Origin of the sequence: Tunturibacter psychrotolerans, assembly GCF_040359615.1 — a bacterium.
Lineage (GTDB): Bacteria > Acidobacteriota > Terriglobia > Terriglobales > Acidobacteriaceae > Edaphobacter > Edaphobacter psychrotolerans.
Genome location: NZ_CP132942.1, coordinates 3,366,653 through 3,385,918 on the forward strand (window position 1 = coordinate 3,366,653; position 19,266 = coordinate 3,385,918).

17 protein-coding genes are annotated in these 19,266 nt (G+C 56.0%); 11 read left to right on the forward strand and 6 right to left on the reverse strand.

Going from position 1 to position 19,266, the window contains the following annotated elements; all coding sequences use genetic code 11:
• The first annotated feature begins 166 nt into the window (after positions 1 to 166).
• Entirely contained in the window at positions 167 to 1,099 is a 933-nt protein-coding gene (locus tag RBB77_RS13930) for an alpha/beta fold hydrolase (RefSeq protein ID WP_353062351.1), read from the forward strand.
• Between the two features lie 4 nt (positions 1,100 to 1,103).
• Here RBB77_RS13930 and RBB77_RS13935 read toward each other — a convergent pair whose 3' ends face one another.
• Positions 1,104 to 1,790, reverse strand: coding sequence for an alpha/beta hydrolase (locus tag RBB77_RS13935; protein ID WP_353062352.1), 687 nt, complete (start codon positions 1,788 to 1,790; stop codon positions 1,104 to 1,106).
• 65 nt (positions 1,791 to 1,855) lie between these two features.
• On the opposite strand from RBB77_RS13935, the gene RBB77_RS13940 reads away from it, so the two are divergent.
• On the forward strand, positions 1,856 to 2,932 hold the full coding sequence (locus tag RBB77_RS13940) for a M20/M25/M40 family metallo-hydrolase (protein ID WP_353062353.1): 1,077 nt from the start codon (positions 1,856 to 1,858) through the stop codon (positions 2,930 to 2,932).
• Positions 2,908 to 3,525: a YdcF family protein gene (locus RBB77_RS13945; protein ID WP_353062354.1), complete on the forward strand. Its 618-nt coding sequence runs from the start codon at positions 2,908 to 2,910 to the stop codon at positions 3,523 to 3,525. The genes RBB77_RS13940 and RBB77_RS13945 overlap by 25 nt, the downstream gene beginning before the upstream one ends.
• A gap of 17 nt (positions 3,526 to 3,542) precedes the next feature.
• Here the strand turns inward: RBB77_RS13945 and RBB77_RS13950 are convergent, their stop codons facing one another.
• Entirely contained in the window at positions 3,543 to 3,917 is a 375-nt protein-coding gene (locus RBB77_RS13950) for a DUF3592 domain-containing protein (protein ID WP_353062355.1), read from the reverse strand.
• A 71-nt stretch (positions 3,918 to 3,988) separates the two neighbouring features.
• Here RBB77_RS13950 and dnaE point away from each other — a divergent pair, with 71 nt between their 5' ends.
• The 6 genes from dnaE to RBB77_RS13980 all read left to right on the forward strand — a co-directional run bounded on the left by dnaE (position 3,989) and on the right by RBB77_RS13980 (position 12,240).
• Positions 3,989 to 7,525, forward strand: coding sequence for a DNA polymerase III subunit alpha (dnaE, locus tag RBB77_RS13955; RefSeq protein ID WP_353062356.1), 3,537 nt, complete (start codon positions 3,989 to 3,991; stop codon positions 7,523 to 7,525).
• Positions 7,526 to 7,575: 50 nt separating this feature from the next.
• Positions 7,576 to 8,433, forward strand: a complete 858-nt coding sequence (locus tag RBB77_RS13960) for an acetyl-CoA carboxylase carboxyltransferase subunit alpha (RefSeq protein ID WP_353062357.1) — start codon at positions 7,576 to 7,578, stop codon at positions 8,431 to 8,433.
• Positions 8,434 to 8,464: 31 nt separating this feature from the next.
• Positions 8,465 to 9,499: a CPBP family intramembrane glutamic endopeptidase gene (locus RBB77_RS13965; protein WP_353062358.1), complete on the forward strand. Its 1,035-nt coding sequence runs from the start codon at positions 8,465 to 8,467 to the stop codon at positions 9,497 to 9,499.
• A gap of 136 nt (positions 9,500 to 9,635) precedes the next feature.
• On the forward strand, positions 9,636 to 10,748 hold the full coding sequence (locus RBB77_RS13970; protein WP_353062359.1) for a hypothetical protein: 1,113 nt from the start codon (positions 9,636 to 9,638) through the stop codon (positions 10,746 to 10,748).
• Positions 10,749 to 10,947: 199 nt separating this feature from the next.
• Positions 10,948 to 11,127 (forward strand): hypothetical protein, encoded by a 180-nt coding sequence (locus RBB77_RS13975; RefSeq protein ID WP_020713649.1) that lies wholly within the window; start codon positions 10,948 to 10,950, stop codon positions 11,125 to 11,127.
• Positions 11,128 to 11,334: 207 nt separating this feature from the next.
• On the forward strand, positions 11,335 to 12,240 hold the full coding sequence (locus tag RBB77_RS13980) for a dimethylarginine dimethylaminohydrolase family protein (protein ID WP_353062360.1): 906 nt from the start codon (positions 11,335 to 11,337) through the stop codon (positions 12,238 to 12,240).
• A gap of 327 nt (positions 12,241 to 12,567) precedes the next feature.
• Here the strand turns inward: RBB77_RS13980 and pyrF are convergent, their stop codons facing one another.
• Complete coding sequence (gene pyrF / locus RBB77_RS13985) at positions 12,568 to 13,278, reverse strand: orotidine-5'-phosphate decarboxylase (RefSeq protein WP_353062361.1); 711 nt, start codon at positions 13,276 to 13,278, stop codon at positions 12,568 to 12,570.
• A 182-nt stretch (positions 13,279 to 13,460) separates the two neighbouring features.
• On the opposite strand from pyrF, the gene RBB77_RS13990 reads away from it, so the two are divergent.
• Both RBB77_RS13990 and htpG read left to right on the forward strand, forming a co-directional pair.
• Positions 13,461 to 14,639 carry an Acg family FMN-binding oxidoreductase gene (locus RBB77_RS13990; RefSeq protein ID WP_353062362.1) on the forward strand — a complete coding sequence of 393 codons (1,179 nt, stop codon included), beginning with the start codon at positions 13,461 to 13,463 and terminating at the stop codon, positions 14,637 to 14,639.
• Between the two features lie 125 nt (positions 14,640 to 14,764).
• Positions 14,765 to 16,630: a molecular chaperone HtpG gene (gene htpG / locus RBB77_RS13995; RefSeq protein ID WP_353062363.1), complete on the forward strand. Its 1,866-nt coding sequence runs from the start codon at positions 14,765 to 14,767 to the stop codon at positions 16,628 to 16,630.
• Positions 16,631 to 16,696: 66 nt separating this feature from the next.
• Here htpG and RBB77_RS14000 read toward each other — a convergent pair whose 3' ends face one another.
• From RBB77_RS14000 to RBB77_RS14010, 3 genes are all read right to left on the reverse strand, one after another.
• Positions 16,697 to 17,452, reverse strand: coding sequence for an anti-sigma factor family protein (locus RBB77_RS14000; RefSeq protein WP_353062364.1), 756 nt, complete (start codon positions 17,450 to 17,452; stop codon positions 16,697 to 16,699).
• Entirely contained in the window at positions 17,436 to 17,978 is a 543-nt protein-coding gene (locus RBB77_RS14005) for a sigma-70 family RNA polymerase sigma factor (protein ID WP_353062365.1), read from the reverse strand. Before RBB77_RS14005 ends, RBB77_RS14000 begins: the two co-directional genes overlap by 17 nt.
• 737 nt (positions 17,979 to 18,715) lie before the next feature.
• Positions 18,716 to 19,165, reverse strand: coding sequence for a group II truncated hemoglobin (locus RBB77_RS14010; protein WP_353062366.1), 450 nt, complete (start codon positions 19,163 to 19,165; stop codon positions 18,716 to 18,718).
• Positions 19,166 to 19,266: the final 101 nt, after the last annotated feature.

Sequence of the window (19,266 nt, forward strand, 5' to 3'; positions counted from 1 at the left end):
TCGCGTTCATTTTTTGCTTACAAGAGGGATCTATTCCCGGATTGACTGCAACCTAAGGAATACGTTCTTGGTTGTGAAAGTTACCACTTGGAAACAATTAACATTCTTGTAATATAGAAAAGTTATGCGCCGGCTAGCACTCGCGCTTCGATGAGGCCGTAGAACAGTGACACGAAAAGAGAGTGGTCTGATTACTGACGGTTTCGTTGTAGTTGGCGGGATGAAGGTCCATTATCAGCGCGCGGGGTCCGGGCGGCCACTTCTGCTGCTTCATGGTCTTGTGGGGTCGGCGAAAAACTGGCGCCGCAACATCGACTTTCTCTCGCAAGATTCTGACGTTTACGCGATCGATTTGTTCAATATGGGCGAGTCGGAGCGGGTCCCGGGGCTGGACGCGGGGCTTGAAGCGACTGCGGACCGATTGGCTGCCTATATGGATGCGCTGGGACTGGATGAGGCCGATATAGCCGCCCATTCACACGGTGGAGCAGTGGCCATGATGTTTGCGGCTCGACATCCTAATCGAGTGCGCAGACTCATCTTGTTTGCTCCAGCAAACCCGTTCTGCGACCTGGGGCACCAGTTGATTCGGTTCTATCAAACAAGGTTTGGAATGTGGTTCGCGCAACAGATTCCTTCTTTTCCGAGGATGTTGAAAGCGACCGCGCTCAGCCGAATGTATGGTGACCCTTCTCGCGTTTCGGTCGGAGCTCTGGAGGGGTATATAGAGGGGCTGCATATTCCAGGCACGATGGATCACGTCCTGCAGATAGTTCAGCGTTGGTTTGTGGACATGGGGTTGCTGCGTTCTGCCCTTGAGCATCTGGTGGCCAAACCTACGCTGCTGATATGGGGAGATCGCGACAGAGCGGTTGGGTTGAGTTCTGCGAGAGAACTACAGCGGATCCTTCCGCAGTCTAGCCTTATGGTGCTTCCCGGTGTGGGGCACATCGCTTTTGAAGAGACACCTGAGATCTGCAATGAGGCAATGCGGGACTGGCTGTCGAAGCCTTTGGCGTCTGAAGCGCGCGTAACCGTAGGGCGTCATTCGGAACCGGTGGCATTCGGAGACCGTTTAGCCGAACGAGGCGCGGCTTAGCTCTTTAGCTCAAGCTGAATACGCTTTGTAACCAGAGACGGATCTCCTGTTGCATGCGATCGAGCTTCGGGTTGGGCGACTCCGTTGTTCCCTGAAAGAAATGGTCTGCGCCTGCGACCCAGACGAGACGCTTTGGTTCGGGCGCTCTGTCAAAGACGCCTTCGAGGATTGCGCTGGGGCCGTATTGATCGTGGTCTCCACTGATGAATAGCTTCGGCTGCGTGCACTCAGGCAAAAACTTATAGGTGTAGTCGCGACCTTCCGCACGGACTGGAACGCCGAGGCCGATGAGACCCTTGACTCGCGGATCTCCACAGCAGGCGCGCAGCCCGACGTTCGAGCCGAAGGAGAACCCGGCGAAGAGAGTCGGGCGGTTGAGGTTGTGCTGGATCCAGTCCAGAGCTGCGCGAACGTCGTCCTGCTCGCCGTGGCCGTCGTCGTGAGCGCCCTCACTAAGGCCCACCCCGCGGAAGTTGAAACGAAGGACGGGAAGGCCGAAGGAAGAAAAGGCCTTCATAGCGTGGTAAACGACTTTGTTGTGCATTGTGCCGCCGCCGGCTGGGTGTGGATGGCAGACCAGGGCAGCGTAAGGGGCGGCATCAAGACCGGTGTTGAGGAGGGCCTCGAGGCGGCCAGCGGGGCCGCGAAGATCGTCGATCGATCGTATCTGGGAGGTAGTGGTTTGCGTCATCTTCTTCAGTTTATCGGGTGCGCGCGTTATCCGTTCTTTATGAACGATGCCGTATGCTGGAGGACATGGCGATTGACCCGATTGAACTCACTAAAAAGCTCGTAAACATTGAATCCACTACGTATCACGAGGGTCATGCCGGTGCATTTCTTTACGAATATCTTGGGGAGCAGCGTTACTCTGTCGAGCGGACGGAGGTCGAACAGCCGGACGGCGCAAGCACGCCGGGAGCAGGCAGCGGAGAGCGTTTCAACGTGTACGCAGCGATGCCCGGAATTACTCCGGATGTAGTGCTATCCACCCACATGGATACTGTCCCTCCGTTCTTCGGCTGCTCCGAGGATGATGAGTTTTTGTATGGCCGAGGAACCTGCGACGCGAAGGGAATTATCGCCGCGCAAGTTGCGGCTGCGGATCGGTTGCGTGAGGGAGGAGTTAAGGTTGGACTGCTGTTCGTAGTGGGAGAGGAACGAGATTCGGCTGGCGCTGCCGCCGCTAACTTGTCTCCTAAGGGGTCGCGTTTTTTGATCAATGGGGAACCGACGGACAATCGTCTGGCCCTGGCGTCGAAGGGCGCGTTGCGGGTTGAACTCAGGGCGAAGGGCCGCATGGCGCACTCTGCTTATCCAGAGTTGGGCGAGTCCGCAATCGATAAATTGATCGAAGCACTCCATGATGTTCTGGCGCTGCAATTGCCAGTCGAGCCGGAGATTGGCCCTTCCACTTTGAACATCGGATTGATCGATGGTGGGCGTGCTCCGAATGTGATCGCGGACAAAGCTGAGGCGCATATCCTGGTTCGCCTGGTGGGGCCGTCGGATGAGGTGAGGAGGTCGATTGTCGCGGCGGTGGGCGATCGGGCGGATGTTGAGTTCAGTCTTGATTTGCCGTTCGTAAGAATGAGGAAGGTGGGGAGTCTCCCGACGATGATCGCAAAGTTTACGACCGACATTCCTAAGCTGACGGCGTGGGGTGAACCGTTCCTGTTGGGACCGGGCTCGATTCATGTAGCGCATACACCCCGGGAAAAGATTTCGAAACGAGAGCTCCTTGAGGCAGTCGATCATTATGTGGAACTCGCCACTAGTCTTGTTCAGAACGGAGAGTTTGAGGCCAAATGCAGTCACTTCGGAAGGTTTTGATCAGCGCACTGGTGGTGGTTTTAGTGGTAGTTATCGGCACCGCATTTGTGTATCGAAATATACCGCACCATAATACCGACCTTACTCACTTCGACACTCTCATCGTTCTGGGAAATCCTGCCGAAGCAGATGGAACACCTTCGCCGGAGCAGCGGGAGCGCACTATGGAAGGGGCACGGGAATATAAAGCGGGCGTTGCTCCTCACCTGATCTTTACCGGCGGCGCTGCGCACAATCGGTTTACCGAGGCCGACGTAATGAAGACTTTGGCGGTTGCGCAGGGGGTGCCGACTAGTGACATTACGGTAGAAGACCAGGCGCAAAATACGATTCAGAATATTTACTATAGCGAGCAAATTATGGAGGCTCATCATTGGAAGAGTGCGGAGGTCATCAGTTCGCCGAGCCACCTTCCTCGTGCTGGGCTAATCCTTGCGCACTACTCCTTTGCGTGGCGAACCTCTGGAGCGCCATGGCCCCCAGAGTACTCGACGCTGCAGAAGATGTTGCACTTTGCGGTCGAGGCGGAATATTGCCTGAGACTGCGGATCTTCGGCTTTCCAGCTTCGCGCTTTCTGCCGCAACCAGCCTAACCGCGGCTTGGCGATAGTCAGCCGGAGATGATGCGGAAGGGAAGATTGTCTGGGTTGTCTTCGGCGAATACTACGGTTTCGTCTGGATTTGTAGGGTTGTAGCGAATGTTTACGCGGGGGCTACCGGTGGCCTTGGACTCTGCCTCATGGTGGGTGAGCGCGATGCTGCGAAGGTAGCCGCCATAGTATTCGCCATCAAGTTTGAAATGGAAGCCAGCTTCGATTTGATAGGGAGCCCCCGTCGTGGCTACCTCCTGCTCGGCGTTCAGAACCTTCCAATGGTTGATTTCGGCCTGAGTGTTTGGCCATTGAGTGGCGAAGTGTAGCTTCTTCTCGCGTTTTCGGCGGCGAATTCGCCGGCTGATTGCTTCGATGAGGAAGATGCTGGCCATTGGTTATGCATTCTGATGCGGCGATTTGGGACCGCGTTTTCCTATGGGGTGGAGGGTTCTAAACTAGAGGAATGGCAGCAGAGTTCACCCACCTTCATCTTCATACTGATTACTCCCTTCTCGATGGCGCGTGTGACGTAGATAAACTCGCCGCGCATTTGAGCAAAATTGGCCAGACCGCAGCTGCGATGACCGACCATGGAAATATCTTTGGCGCGGTGCACTTCTTTGACGCAATGCAGAAGAAGGGAATCAAGCCGATTCTCGGGTGTGAACTTTATATCTGCAAGAACGATGATCATCGCGCTGCACCTGAGGGCGACAAGTATAACCACTTGCTTGTGCTGGCGGAAAACCAGGAAGGCTATCGCAATCTGGTTCGATTGACGAGCGAGGCGGCACTCCATGGGTTCTATCGGAAGCCGCGGGTGTCCAAGGATTTCCTTGCTCGGCACTCCGAGGGGCTGATCGGTTTCTCTGGCTGTCTTGCGGGTGAAGTGAACCAATTCCTGATGGATGACAAGTACGATGAGGCGAAACGTACGGCCGGTTTCTATCAGGACCTTTTTGGGAAGGGGAATTACTTTCTCGAGATTCAGGATCACGGGCTGGCGCCGGACAAGGCTGTTTGCGATGCGTTGTTCAAGATGGAACGGGAGCTTGATATTCCGCTGATCGCGACCAACGACAGCCACTATGTTGCTGCTGATGATTCACGTGCACATGAGATTCTGCTCTGCGTTCAGACCGCGGGCAGCATGAATGACCCGAAGCGCTTCAAGTTCGACACGCAGGAGTTTTACATCAAGAGTGCGGAGGAGATGCTGCGCACCTTCTCACAAAACCCAGAGGTTTGCACGCGAACGATGCAGTTTATCGAGCGCTGCAACGTGAAGATGGTGAAGGTCGATAATCCGTTTCCGGACTTTGTGGTGCCCGAAGGTGAGACGCTGGACAGCTATTTCGAGCAGGTGTGCCGGAAGGGTTTGGAGATGCGGCTTGAAACGGCAGTGGCGCATCTTCGTGACCGGGGTCTCCTGAAGAAGACGATTCCGGAGTACCACGCGCGATTGGATCGCGAACTAAACATCATCAAACAGATGAAGTTTTCCGGCTATTTCATGATTGTTTGGGACTTTATCAAATATGCACGCGAGCAAAATATTCCTGTAGGGCCTGGCCGTGGATCGGCTGCGGGCTCGCTGGTTGCTTATGTGATGCAGATTACGGATATAGACCCACTGCAGAACGAACTTCTGTTTGAGCGTTTTTTGAATCCGGAACGTGTATCGATGCCGGATATCGATATTGACTTCTGTATGAACCGGCGCGGCGAAGTGATTGAGTACGTCAATCGGAAGTACGGTCGTGATCAGGTTGCGCAGATCATCACGTTCAACACAATGGCGGCGAAGGCGGCGATCAAGGACGTTGGACGGGCCCTGGATATGCCGTATGGTGAAGTCGACCGGATTGCGAAGATGATACCGCCTACGATCGGCATCACGATTGATCAGGCTCTGAAGGATTCGCCCACGCTGGCGGGCGCGTATGAAGGCGATCCGAAGATTAAAGAGTTGATCGATGCCGCGCTGCGACTGGAAGGGCTGGTGCGTGGTGCGGGCGTGCATGCTGCGGGTGTGGTGATTGCGCCGAAGCCGCTGACGGAGCTGGTTCCGGTGACGCGGGCAAAGAACGACGATATCGTTACAGCGTATGACATGAAGGCCGTCGAGAAGATGGGACTTCTCAAGATGGACTTCCTCGGATTGACGACGCTGACGGTGATCGACGATGCGCTGAAGCTGATCAAATCGACGACCGGCAAGGATGTCGACATGTCGACAGTGCCGCTTGACGATGTGACGACCTATGAGCAGATCTATCACCGCGCACTGACGTCGGGCGTTTTTCAGTTTGAGTCGGGTGGGATGCGAGATGTGCTGCGGCGGTATAAGCCGAACACGGTGGAGGATCTGACGGCGTTGAATGCGCTCTATCGCCCGGGGCCTATTCAAGGTGGCATGATCGATGACTTCATCGAACGTAAGTGGGGCCGGCGGCCTGTGAGCTACGAGTTGCCCGAGCTTGAGACGATTCTGAAGGAGACGCTTGGGGTCATCGTGTACCAGGAGCAGGTCATGCAGATCTCGAATGTGCTGGCGGGTTATTCGCTTGGCGATTCGGATTTGTTGCGGCGTGCGATGGGGAAGAAAGATCCTGCGGAGATGGCAAAGCAGCGCGACCGGTTTATGAGCGGCGCGGCAGCGAATAAGCATCCGAAGGATACCGCTGGGAAGATCTTCGACCTAATGGCGCAGTTCGCCGGATATGGATTCAACAAATCGCACTCAGCAGCTTACGCGCTGCTGGCATACCACACCGCCTGGTTGAAGACGCATTACCCGGTGGAGTTTATGGCGGCGCTGCTGACGAGCGAAACGTCAAAGCCGGAGAATGTCGTGAAGTACATCTCGGAGTGCCGCGAGATGAACATCTCAGTGGTGCCCCCGAATGTGCAGGTTTCGGATGCGAACTTTACGCCGATCAATGGGGCGATCGGGTTTGGGCTTGCGGCGATCAAGAACGTGGGGCATAACGCAATTGAGTCAATCATTGCGGCTCGTACGGCACTGCAGGCAGCAGGGAAGAAGGGCTTCTCGAGCCTGTGGGAGTTCTGCGAGAAGGTTGATCTGCGGTTGCTGAATAAACGGGTACTCGAGTCACTGATCAAAGCTGGCGCGATGGATGCGTTTGGCGGCCGGGCTGCATTGTGCGCTGCTCTCGATAAAGCGATGGAGAGGGCACAGAAGTCGCAGAGAGATGAGGCGGCTGGTCAGCATGGATTGTTTGGAATCTTCGACGCTGACCTGCATCCGTCTTCCTCGAATAACGGGGAAGACGCGCTGCCGAGCGTGGCGGAGTGGGATGAACATACTCGTTTGCAGAATGAAAAAGAGGTGTTGGGATTCTTTGTCTCGGGACACCCGATGGATAAATACCGGGAGAAGTTACGGAACATGAAGGTGGTCGATACAGCAACGGCTTGTGAGATGAAACCTGAGCCACAGGTGTTTCGCCGTGGACGTAGTGAGGAACCACAGAACGAGATTTCTATCGCAGGCGTCATTACGGGCCTGAAGGTGGCAAAGTCCAAGCGCTCCGGTGAGATGTATGCGCAGGCTTCACTCGAGGATACGGTCGGGAAGATCGAGTTGATCGCATTTCCTCAGTCGTACGAGAAGTTGGCGGAGAAGCTGAAGATCGATGTGCCGGTAGTTATCCGGGGCGTGCTGCGCGGGGAAGAAGATTCTGCGCCGAAATTGGCCATTTCTAGCATTCAGGCGCTGGAGGACGTAAAGATCAAGCTGCCGGATTCGTTGCGGATCAAGGTGCCACTGCACAATCCGGACGTGGCGCTGCTGGAGAAATTGCATGCCATCCTGGTTGGTGCTCCGGGTAAGGGGAAGCTTCTGCTTGATCTTGAGGAGCCAGGGGAGTTTTGCGCGGTGCTTGAGCCTCACAACTGCCTGGTTGCCGCAGATCGACTTTTTATAGATAAGGTTGAGGAACTAGTTGGCCGCGGAGGGGTTCGGATCATCGACTAGCGGGCGATGCCATACAATCGTTATAGAAATCAGCGAAGCATACCCAGACAATGGCAGAACACGAGACCGGAAGAACAGCGCATTCCCAGGCAGTATCCGCACCAACTCCCGAAGCGTGGATAAAGACGGAGCTGGCACGGCACCCCCAGCGCCCCTACCCGATGGACTTCATTGCAGCATTGTTTACCGACTTCAGCGAGATCCATGGCGACCGTGCCTTTGGCGACGACGCGGCGATGAGCTGTGGCATGGCGCGTTTTCACGACGAACCGGTGATGGTGATCGGGAACCTGAAGGGCCGCACCCTGAAGGAGCGGGTCGCACGAAAGTTTGGCAGTCCTGATCCTGAGGGATACCGCAAGGCTCTGCGGGCAATGAAAATAGCGGAAAAGTTTGGCCGGCCCGTCTTTACGTTTATGGACCTTGCGGGCGCCTATCCTGGGATTGGGGCAGAGGAGCGTGGACAAGCCGAAGCGATCGCACGCAACCTGTTGGAGATGTCCAGACTGCGAGTTCCCACAATTGCGACTATTACCGGAGAAGGCGGCTCGGGCGGAGCTTTGGCGTTGGCCGTGGCCGATCGGGTGCTGATGCTCGAGAACGCGATTTATTCGGTTATCTCACCAGAAGCCTGTGCGTCGATCATGTGGAAGGACGCGAGCAAGAAGCAGCAGGCTGCTGCGGCTTTGAAATATACGGCAGTAGACGTCAAACTTCTTGGCTGTGTCGATGAAGTGCTGCCGGAGCCATGGGGTGGGACCCAGAACGATCCCGAGGCTGCGATGGTACTAGTCGACCAAAGACTGCGGGACCATCTTGCAACTCTTCGTGATTTACCGCTCGATACGCTATTGGAGCAGCGCTACACCAAGTTTCGCAACATCGCGCAGTTTTACACCACCGCTTAGCGGTGTACGACCGTTTCTGGAGTAGCCAGCGTTGCAAGCCATCAATTCGACATATCCAGGCCGCTCTGAGCGCACTTTGCAGCTGGCGCTCTTCGTAACATCTGCGACCTGGTTTCTCGCCTCGGATGTGCTGGCAGGGCGTGCAGCGCGTGGTATTTCGGGACGGCTTAGTATCGACGCCGCACGACCATTGCTCGCAGCGTTCTTTCTGATCTTTTTGCTGGCGGTCGGGTTCTCGATCCTACAGGCGATTGCACATCGAAACTCGAAGCTCCGCGACGTTCTTGGTCTGCCGAAGAGAGCAACATCGCTGCGAGAGTGGATTCTCGGGGTTGCTCTGGGTTGGGGTTGCGTAGTGTTGGCCGTTCTTCCGATGGCCTTGATGGGAAAGTTGGATGTCCAGCTGTGGATGCAGCCGCGAGCGGTATGGCTGTTACTTTCGAATCTTGGAACCCTCGCGATTGCAGCTCTGGCTGAGGAGATCGCATTTCGGGGTTACCCTTTCCGTCGCTTGATTGAAGCGGTTGGACCGGTCGCGGCAACAATTGGGATGTCGCTTCTGTTTGGGCTCGGACACGCTCTGAATCCCGGTGCAACCTGGGCGAGTGTTTTCGTGACGATGTTGGCTGGCCTGCTCCTCTCAGTGGCGTGGCTGCGGACACACGGCCTGTGGCTCCCCTGGGGGTTGCACTTTGCCTGGAATGCGAGCATTGGGATACTGTTTGGCCTTCCAATCAGCGGAATCAATGACTTCGCAAGTGTTGTGCAGACGCGGGCGGTTGGCCCTCTCTGGCTGACTGGCGGTGGTTACGGACCCGAAGGCGCTGGATTCACCGCGATTGCGCTACTGGTCGGAGTTGTGGTCCTGGTACGCATCACACGCGATTACGCATGGGATTACACGCATAAGCCGATTGTTGCGCGTGGATATGCGCTGGAGGTTCAGCCACCTCCGGCTCATGTGGCGATGGAGCAACAGGCGCCGTCAGCCGCTCCAACTTCGTTGGTCCAGATTCTGCCTATGACCTCGCAGACTCGTTCGGCTGGGGATGAGCCGAAGCTTTAGCCAGAGCTGATAAATCGCCCCTCTTTCATTCCGGGACAATTTTGCCGATTTCAAGTGGTCTGGTCGAAATTTAGTGAAGCAGCTCTTGTCAAAAGGGGAAGAGAAGGCGCAAGCTGTTGTTATCTGAGGTGCTTCAATGGCACTCTTTCAACACAGATCGGCCCTCCTCATAGGTCTCCTAGCGTTGTCGTTGAAGACGGCTCATAGTCAGGTTTTTGTCGTAGGTGAGGGCACTGCGACTGCAGACATCTCCACGGATTTTTCCCCCACGCATGTCTCGCTTCCAGATACCGTGATGACGGAACGTGGGCGCCGGGAATTGGTTAGAAACCTCGAGGCGGAACAGGGATTTGCTCACCGTGCACTGCCCGTGAGCGCGGCCGTGACGCTTCGCGCGAATGGCCCGATTAGCCCCGGTGGAGCCGACTACAGGAAGCTGATTTACCAGAAGGGTGAGGCTGCCGCACTGGGCGACCGCGTAATTATTACGTCGTTGGAGATCAAACCGGATCGAATTATTCTCGATCTTAATGGCGGACCGTATGCGAAACACCGCTTTCTAAGCCATGTGCAAATCAATGACGCTCCCGTCACACAGACGAACGGGCAGGCGGCTACCGGCTCGCGAATTACGCTGATCTTTGAAGGACATGTACCCGAAATCTCTGCGCCTGAGGTAAAAGCGCTGTTGGAACCGGTGATCGATTTTGGAGTGAAAACCTCGGAGCAGGCCTATGCGGACACGCTGCCACCTGTATTGAAGGAAGCGATCGCTGCGCATGAAGTTTTGGTGGGAATGAACCATCGGATGGTGCTTGCGGCGTTGGGCGCGCCCGAAAACAAAGTGCGTGAACAGCCCAGCGGCGATGCGAACGGCGCCCGATATGAAGAGTGGATCTATGGGCACGTTCCTCAGACGATTCGATTTGTGCGGTTTGTTGCAGATCGCGTGACCGTTGTCGAAATTGCTGCATTGGGTAAGCCGGTCGAGATTCACGATAAGGACGAGATGGGTGGGTACAACTCGCCGGACGCAACGCGTGAAGTTGCTATGGGAGATAAGGCTGCAGATGGTACGGAGAAGACGAGTGCGCCACCCACCTTGCTGAAACCCGGTGAGGCTGCGTCAACTGGCAGTTCCAACAATAAAGTTCAGTTCCCTGATGACAACAAGGGAGGATCGTCGCGGCCAGCTTCCTCCGGTCAGCCGCCTTCGAATAATCTTGCATTGGCGCAGCGTCCACTGTAGGGCTTCCGTCGTGTAGACTTGTAGGAGAGCTTTAATCGCAGTTCTTCTCCTCCGATTCCCGCCGTGGTTCGTCCCGGACAATCTTTACGAGAAGTACCGGATGATGAGGTTTTGCTTGCCCGCTAGGGGAAAGCAAAACGAAACATTCGACGCGTGAGCCGAGATATTCGTAACGTTCGTATTAGGGAGAGCATGCATTATGGCGAAGATTGCCAAGACCGGCGACCGTAAGAAGGTCATGGATACTAACAAGAGCACGGATTGCCCGAAGTGCTCCAAACCAACGCGCATCGTGAAGCGCGTGAAGGACCGTGAACGTGGTACTCCTGGCGGAGTGTATATCTCCTGCTCGGCGTGCGATTTCTTTGAGAAACTCTAAGCGAGCGATTCGGCAGAGTTGTATACGATGAGGAGCCCTACGCGGGCTCCTTGTCACGTCCGGGTCCGTATTTTGTGTGGCTTGTGGGTAGCCCAAAAATCGTGGCGAGCTTTGCACCAAAGTTGTACCGAGAATTTACTCGCAAGGACTTGACGATCGCTGCTTGAGACGGGCAGACTCGACGCTGGAAAGTAGGAACCCCGTTTTATGATGAGCTCGCCTGCACTTACCTCCTCTGCCTTTGCGCCTCTCCCACATTTCAATCGCCCAACATTTCTCATGTGTCCGCCTGAGTTCTATGACGTGAATTACGTCATAAACCCGTGGATGGCGGGGAATCTGCATCAGCCGTCCCGGGATGCTGCGTTTATGCAGTGGAAGAATCTGTACCGGCAGTTGCAGCGGGTGGCGGATGTTCGGCTTTTGCATGCGCGGGAAGGGTCGCCGGATATGGTGTTTGTGGCGCATGCGGCGGTGGTGCAACACGGAGTTGCGGCAGTATCGAGCTTCACTCATCCGCAGCGGCAGACGGAGGAGCGGCATCTGCGGAAGTGGTTGCAGGAAGCGGGTTTTCTGCTGTGGGATACGCCGCGGGAGACTTCTTTCGAAGGCGAAGGCGATGCGCTTTTCGACGCCAATGGCGGCCATCTATGGGCTGCACATGGGGTTAGGACATGCCGTTATAGCCATAAGCATGTCGCTGATGCCTGGCATACGAGCATGACTTCGCTGCACCTTGTAGATCCGCGGTTTTATCACCTGGATTTGTGCTTTGCGCCACTGGCTGGGGGGTATTTGCTGTACTTTCCTGGGGCGTTTGATGCAGCTTCGCTGGAAAAGATCGAAGAGGCCTACGGGGCCGATAAGAGGATTGCCGTCAGTGAGTTAGAGGCTACACAGTTTGGCTGCAATGTGATCAACGTTGGCCGAGATATTTTGATGGGGGCCGTGGAGACGGATCTTGCTAAACGGCTGATGGAGCGTGGTTTCGACGTAACGGAGATGCCGCTCGGCGAGTTTCAGCGAGGGGGTGGGTCGGCGAAGTCGCTGGCGCTGCGCCTGAGTGATTCGGTGCTGGCTTTGGGGGCAGTTGGGGCGGGGTCGACTACATAGTTTTTGATTTTTGTGCGGAATTATTTTCTGGCGTAGTGGGACAGCGTTTTTGCAGGGGTTTTGCGGGAAAACCCGTCTTTGGCGTGGTGTTTCTGTGGTGAGATCGTGGTGGGTTGTGCGGCTGACGTGGTGTTTTAGCAGCGTCTTTTTCGGTCGGTAAAAATACGCCAACTTTTCAGATTATTTTCCGCTGCTTTTTCACCGCCGCCTAATCTTCGGCGGCGAGTGAAAAAGAAGGAAGATAACAGCAGATCCCCTTCGGGGATGACAACAAGAAAAGCAAAGCTCAAGAACGAGACATGGCCCCGGGTGGTTTCTTAGTTCTGCTCAAATTGAATGGGCTTTGGCTATCTCGTCGAGAATGGCCTCGGCGGCTGCGGCTGGGTCTGCGGCCTGCGTGATGGGGCGGCCTACGACCAGCAGGGAGGCTCCGTGGGCGATGGCCTGGGCTGGGGTGGCGACACGCTTCTGATCGCCAATGGCAGCGCCTGCGGGGCGGATTCCGGGTATGACAAGAAGGGTGTCGGGGCCGGTGGCTGCGCGGACGGAGGCGACCTCTTCGGCAGAGCAGACGAAGCCGTCAATGCCGGATTGTCTGGCCAGCTTTGCGAGGCGGAGGACCTGATCGGCGGGGGAGGCGGTGATGCCGGTGCCTTCGAGTTGGGCGGCGTCCATGCTGGTGAGGACCGTGACAGCGAGGAGGCGAGGTGAACCAGGGGCTTTGGCGGCTTCAGCGGCAGCGGTCATCATGGCGGCGCCGCCATTGGCGTGGATGGTCAGGAGGGCGGCTCCGGTTTGGGTGACTGAGCGGACGGCACCGGCTACGGTGTTGGGGATGTCGTGGAGTTTCAGGTCGAGGAAGACGTCGAAGCCGCGATCCCTCAGTTGACGGACGATGTCGTTGCCGGCTGCGTAATAGAGCTCCATCCCAACTTTGAACCATTGGCAGGTTTGGCCGAGGGAGTCGACGAGCTTCATGGTTTGATGGGCATCTGGGTAGTCGAGGGCTACAGCGAGGCGGCTTTTGGGGTCGGACATGAGGTCAGTTTAACTTTTTCTCGCCCGATGCGTGAAGAACGAGTGAAAGGCCGGAACTAATCCGTTGGCGCTAAAAACACCCAGCTTCTCACAATTGCTTAATGGGGCAACTTTGTAGCCACATTCAACGTATGGACTGTCAACCCGCGGCTCGCAGGAGAGTCCTCGGCGAGGTGTGGTCCGTGAAGCGCAGATCGTTTCTCAAGTGTGCAGGGGCGGTTACCGTCGTCGTAGCAGGTGGCGGCGTCTGGCGCGCCTATGATCAGGGCGTCTTTCGTGTCGGTGAAGGACCAGCCTATGAGCCTTGGAAAGACTGGCGCGCTACAAACGACGGTCCTCTCGCCCTGGTGCGTGCGGCGATTCTTGCCGCCAGTCCGCACAACACCCAACCCTGGATGTTCAAGGTCACCAACTCCTCTATCGAGCTGTACATCGATCCCACTAAGAACGTCGGTGCACTCGATCCTTATCTGCGTGAAGAACACATCGGCATTGGCTGCGCGCTGGAGAACCTGATGCTCGCTGCGCCTGCGAACGGCTACGTGGCCACGGCGACGCTTCAGCCTGGAAAGCTTGAGCCTATTCCCGTCGATCCGAAGCCACGGCTGCTTGCCCGCGTGGATCTCGCGACAGGGAGACGTGATGCGAGTGAGCTGTACGACGCCATTCCACGGCGCCACACCAACCGTAGTCCTTATGATCCGCAAAAGCCTGTCCCGTCGGATTTTTTCGAAGCGCTCGCCCGTCTGCCTGGCGACGATCCGGAGGTAAAACTGTTTTTGTTTAGCGCCGAAGCCGATCAGAGAAGAATCGCCGAAGTAAGTTCCGCCGCGAACACGGAGATCTACTCCGATCCCGAGGTCCGGCGTGGCAGCGAACGCTGGGTGCGAATGCAATGGAACTCCTTGGAAGAACATCGGGATGGCTTGACCATAGACGCCTTCGGCCTGAGGCCCGTCGAAGGCGCGGTTGTCAAAATGATGACCCCGGGAATGGTGCAATGGGCCAGCTCCCATAGCGAGAAGAATGGCTATGTGAATCTGATGCTCGACGCGCCGCTCGTCGGGTTTATCGCCGTGCGTGACCGCTACGATCAAGAGCAGTGTTTGCGTGCGGGGCGAATCTGGGAGCGCGCGCATCTCTTAGCGACGGTTCGTGGGCTCGCTGCACGTCCCTGTAACGAAGCCGTAGAGATGGTGGATCATGAACGGGCGCAGGGCAGACCGGCCTCCAGTGCAGCCCTGCTCAATGAAATTACTGGCGATTCAGAATGGCAGCCGACGTTTGTTTTCTATATGGGCTTTCCAACCCTGGCAGCTCACGCTAGTCCCCGCCGTCCCCTTCAATCCGTGCTCGTCTGACGGCCGTTCTACGAATGACAAGCAAACAGGAATCGATCTGATATTGCGGGGCGTCCTATAAGCGACGGCTCCACTTGGCTGCCTGCGTTCGTCTTTGGGATTGATTTTGGCGATAATGGAGATCTATGTCGAAACGTGAATTTCAAACTGAAGTTAGTCAGCTGCTGCAACTGATCATCCACTCGCTTTACTCTCACCCGGAGATTTTTCTTCGTGAACTGGTGTCGAACTCGTCGGACGCACTGGATAAACTGCGTCATTTGACGCTGACCGAGGACGCGTATAAGGCGCTCCCGTTCAACCCGCGTATTGATCTTGAGCTTGATGAGGAGAAGAAGACTCTTACGATCAGCGATACCGGTATCGGGATGAATGAGGAGGATCTGACCTCGAACCTCGGTACGATTGCGCGGTCCGGAACGAAGAACTTCTTGTCGCAGCTCTCTGGCGATGCGAAGAAAGATTCGAACCTGATTGGGCAGTTTGGTGTTGGGTTCTACAGCGTGTTCATGGTCGCGGATAAGGTTGAGGTGGTTTCGCGCAAGGCCGGAGAAGAGCAGGCGTGGCGTTGGGTGAGCGATGGCAAGTCTGGATTTGATATTGAGCCTGCACAGCGGGAGGTTGCGGGGACCACGCTCGTGATTCACTTCAACGAGGAAGGGAACCAGTACGCGAATAGCTGGAGGCTGCAGGAGATTGTTAAGAAGTACTCCAACCACATCGCGTTTCCGATCTTTCTGACTTACGACAAGAGTGAATGGAATGAGGCGGAGAAGAAGTCGAACAAAGTTCGCACTACGGAGCAGGTAAATGCTGCGAGTGCGCTGTGGCGTCGTCCGAAGAGCGAGTTGACGGATGAGGATTACAAGGAGCTTTACAAGTCGGTTTCGGGGGGATGGGATGATCCTCTGTTCTGGTTCCATACCAAGGCTGAGGGGAGTCTCGAGTACACGACCTTGTTTTACATTCCGGCGAAGGCTCCGCTGGATCTTTATCACGCGGAATATAAAGTCGGCGTGAAGCTGTATGTGAAGCGCGTCTTCATCATGGATGATGCGAAGGAGTTGCTGCCGCAGTATCTGCGGTTTGTGCGCGGGATTATCGACAGCGAAGATCTTCCGTTGAATGTGAGCCGCGAGATTCTGCAGCAGAATAAGGTGCTGACGAGTATTCGCACGGCTAGCGTGAAGAAGATTCTGGGTGAGTTGAAGAATGTTGCTGCGAATCAACCGGAGAAGTACCTGGAATTTATTGCGGAATATAACCGTCCGTTGAAGGAAGGGATCTACGGGGACTTTACGAATCGCGAGGCGTTGCTGGATCTGGTTCGGTTCAAGTCGACGCAGGTGGAAGGGTTGACGAGCCTTGCCGATGTGAAGTCGCGGATGAAGGAAGACCAGAAGAGTATCTACTACATCACGGGTGGAGCGGAGACGCTGCTGCGGACCTCACCTTTGCTTGAGATTTACAAGAAGAAGGGCATTGAGGTTCTGATTCTCGATGATGACTTCGATGAGGTGATCTTCTCTGGTGTTGAGAAGTATGGAGAGATCGATCTGAAGGCGGTGAATAAATCTTCGACTAGCGAGGATCTGAAGAGCGAAGAGGAGCCTGGGAAGGCTGAGGATCTGAAGCCGCTGCTGGAGATGTTGAAGAAGACGCTCGGCGATCGCGTGAAAGATGTGCGGGCGTCGGTACGGCTTGCCGATAGTCCTTCGTGCATTGTTTCGGATGAAGAAGAGCCGTCGTTGAAGATGCAGCAGATGATGCGGGCGATGGGGCAGAAGGATATTCCTGCGCTGAAGCCTACGCTCGAGATTAATCCGGATCACGAGATTGTGAAGAAGCTGCTGGCACGGTCGGATGATGCGGTGGCACAGGATGCGGCGTGGTTGCTGTTCGACCAGGCTCTGTTGATGGAGGGGGTTGCAATTCCTGATCCTGCGGCGTTTGTGCAGCGGCTCAATCGCGTGCTGAATCTTTCTGTTTAGGTTCGGGTGGCGGTTGTTTCTATATGCAACCGCCACTGTTACCTATATTAATTTCCTGAAGTGCTCTTAGCTGTTTGCCTGCTTGAGAGATTGTGCGAGTCTTTCGATTTCGGTTGCGTCTACGTCGCCGATGACCAGGAATCGCAGGCCGTTGGACTGCCAGGTTTCGACGGTGAAGGCGTTGTGACCGCTAGCTTCGGTGGAAACAGGGAAGGGTAGAGCCTGGCCGGACGATGCCTGGAAGATCAGAACAGATATCTTGTGCTGACGCATGGCGACGATTAGCTGTGCGCCCGGCTGCTGATGCAGATAGACGACACGGCCGCCTAACAGGGTGAATTCGCTGCCTGTAAGCTCAGGCACGTTGAAGGAGAATGGGATTCGACCCTGAAACCATGGCTTTACGGTGTGACGGTCGGTCGAGATGACGTCGAGAGGATTGGTGCTGGCGAGGGCGTTGACGTGGAGGTCGGCGACTTCGCTGAACGCATCCTGGCGGCGGGAGTGTTGTGTCCAGGTGAAGGCGAGGAGAAGCATCGCTGCGAGTGCGAGGGCCACTGGGATGAAGCGAAGCATGTTGGGACGAGGGCGGCGGGGTGGAGCGATTTGCTGTTGCAGTTTTTTTCTGAACTCGAGGGTGGGAGTGTGGTGGCCCCGGGCTGCGCGAAGGCTGCTCTTCAAGCTCGTTAGCTCGGCTATCTCGGAGGCGCACTGCGGGCAAGTTGCAATATGCTCGTGCATTGCTGGTATCTGATCGGGCGGGAGTTCACCGTCGAGATAGGAGGCCAGGGTAATGGGGTTCTGATCACAGGGTATCGGCATCGATAGACCTCTCCAGCATATTTGCTTTCTGTGGTCGCCGCAGGGCGGTGCGAGCGCGCGAGAGACGCGACATCACGGTTCCGATGGGCACGTCCAGAATCTGGGCAATCTCGCGGTAGGAGAACTCCTCGACCTCAGAGAGGAGGATGATCTCGCGATATGCGACGGGGAGCGCGGCGAGGGCATCGAGGACGGTCTGTTGACCCTCCTGCTGAAGAAGAAGAAGCTCGGGAGTGATGGTGTGTGCCGTTACGCTCGTGCCCTGCGCCTCCTCTTCTTCGATAGAAGATGTGTTTTGTGCGGCCAATCCGGTACGTGAGGTGTGGAAGGTATTCCGCAGGATGCGATACATCCAGGCTCTCAGATTGGTGCCTTGCTGGAAAGAACGGAATCCCTTGAGTGATTTCGCATAGGTCTCCTGCACCAAATCTTCGGCGTCTGCGCGGTCGCCGGTGAGCCAGTGGGCGAGGTTGTAAAGCTGATCGAACAGCGGCATTGCGAGCTGCTCGAAGAACTCAGGTTCCATCCTGCTCCCTCTTTGTGGTGGTGAGGATCATTCTATTTGCCCGAGGCTGCTTTGAGAAATCGGATGATGGCAGCGCGCTCGTCGGGTTTTGGGACGTGAAATTCGATATCGTTGTCGGGGACGAGAGAGTCGGGATCGGCGAGCTACGGAGATTCCTCCGGCGAAGCCTAGGCCATGTAGCGAAGAGAGCCGACGATCAATGCCATTGGGGCGGATCGAATTTTGCTGGGAGTTGGATTGTGATTGAACTCGATCGTTTTGCATTGATGTTCTGCTCATGACAGCCCCTGAGACACAGTGGTGTACACCTTGAGAACTGGGCGGAGCAATTTTTATTCCACTAAAGTCGGAGTTTTCTTTGTCTTCGATCCCGGGGATCCAGGCTGTCTTTAGTGTGTCTACTGACCGGGAATGGGCTGGGGCCGCCGTCGGGCCTGCAAACAACGGGTTGCTTCAATCCCTTTGCCGTGCTCATGTTTCGGTCGGAAGGATGACTTTTTTGTCTGAGCAAGTAAGAGCAAAGACGAATGCCCCTCTCTACTTTGGCCAGATGACCGGGTTTTGGGTTGTATGGGGAAAAAGGCGATGGCAACGGCAGAGACCAGGACAACAGCAGATCCCCTTCGGGGATGACAACAAGAAAGACAAATGCAACCACAGAAGCAAAAATGGCGGGGTTTCTTCACTGCTTTGAGCAAAAGAAGACAGCAAGAGCAAAGACGAGACGGGCGTGGGTCTTACTGTTGGAGTCCGTTCCATGACCAGCGTGGGATGCGGAGGCCGTTCGGCACGTCGGCGGAGGAGTGGTGATAGCGGGACATCGTTGTTGTGGTGGCCCAGGCGAAGTAGTCGTGCAGCACCTGCCGCAAAGTACCATTGTTGGCTAGTCCGACATCGGCCAGAGCCTGGTCGAAGCAGGCAATTGCGCGGCGATCCATTTCATCGTGTTCTCCGTTCCCGCTGTGCATCCTAACGACTGTAGTTTCGTCACCGTAGGAGTCGGAGTACGTGGTGGGGCCACCGAGTGCCTCGGCCCAGTAGGCGGCGAGTCGCTCCGTATGCTGGGGGTGGAAGCCGTGGCTGAACGCATGAGCGACGACCTCGTCGGCCATCACCCGACGATGCCAGGCGTCGGCTAGACGGTGTAGACCGTCGGTACCACCTGCAGCCTCGAAGACGGTTTGCATTCCTTCATGATCGCAAGCCTCCCGTGTCGATGCAAGACTGTCCGTGGTAACCGACGAGACCAGCGAGAACAAAAGGAACACTTGAAGCGGAGCTGGAGTCT

Excerpts from the sequence above, each read along its gene's own strand:
- RBB77_RS13935 (WP_353062352.1), bottom strand. The coding sequence starts at position 1,790 with ATGACGCAAACCACTACCTCCCAGATACGATCGATCGACGATCTTCGC.
- RBB77_RS13940 (WP_353062353.1), top strand. The coding sequence starts at position 1,856 with ATGGCGATTGACCCGATTGAACTCACTAAAAAGCTCGTAAACATTGAA.
- RBB77_RS13945 (WP_353062354.1), top strand. The coding sequence starts at position 2,908 with ATGCAGTCACTTCGGAAGGTTTTGATCAGCGCACTGGTGGTGGTTTTA.
- RBB77_RS13950 (WP_353062355.1), bottom strand. The coding sequence starts at position 3,917 with ATGGCCAGCATCTTCCTCATCGAAGCAATCAGCCGGCGAATTCGCCGC.
- dnaE (WP_353062356.1), top strand. The coding sequence starts at position 3,989 with ATGGCAGCAGAGTTCACCCACCTTCATCTTCATACTGATTACTCCCTT.
- RBB77_RS13960 (WP_353062357.1), top strand. The coding sequence starts at position 7,576 with ATGGCAGAACACGAGACCGGAAGAACAGCGCATTCCCAGGCAGTATCC.
- RBB77_RS13970 (WP_353062359.1), top strand. The coding sequence starts at position 9,636 with ATGGCACTCTTTCAACACAGATCGGCCCTCCTCATAGGTCTCCTAGCG.
- RBB77_RS13975 (WP_020713649.1), top strand. The coding sequence starts at position 10,948 with ATGGCGAAGATTGCCAAGACCGGCGACCGTAAGAAGGTCATGGATACT.
- RBB77_RS13980 (WP_353062360.1), top strand. The coding sequence starts at position 11,335 with ATGATGAGCTCGCCTGCACTTACCTCCTCTGCCTTTGCGCCTCTCCCA.
- pyrF (WP_353062361.1), bottom strand. The coding sequence starts at position 13,278 with ATGTCCGACCCCAAAAGCCGCCTCGCTGTAGCCCTCGACTACCCAGAT.
- htpG (WP_353062363.1), top strand. The coding sequence starts at position 14,765 with ATGTCGAAACGTGAATTTCAAACTGAAGTTAGTCAGCTGCTGCAACTG.
- RBB77_RS14000 (WP_353062364.1), bottom strand. The coding sequence starts at position 17,452 with ATGCCGATACCCTGTGATCAGAACCCCATTACCCTGGCCTCCTATCTC.
- RBB77_RS14005 (WP_353062365.1), bottom strand. The coding sequence starts at position 17,978 with ATGGAACCTGAGTTCTTCGAGCAGCTCGCAATGCCGCTGTTCGATCAG.
- RBB77_RS14010 (WP_353062366.1), bottom strand. The coding sequence starts at position 19,165 with ATGCAAACCGTCTTCGAGGCTGCAGGTGGTACCGACGGTCTACACCGT.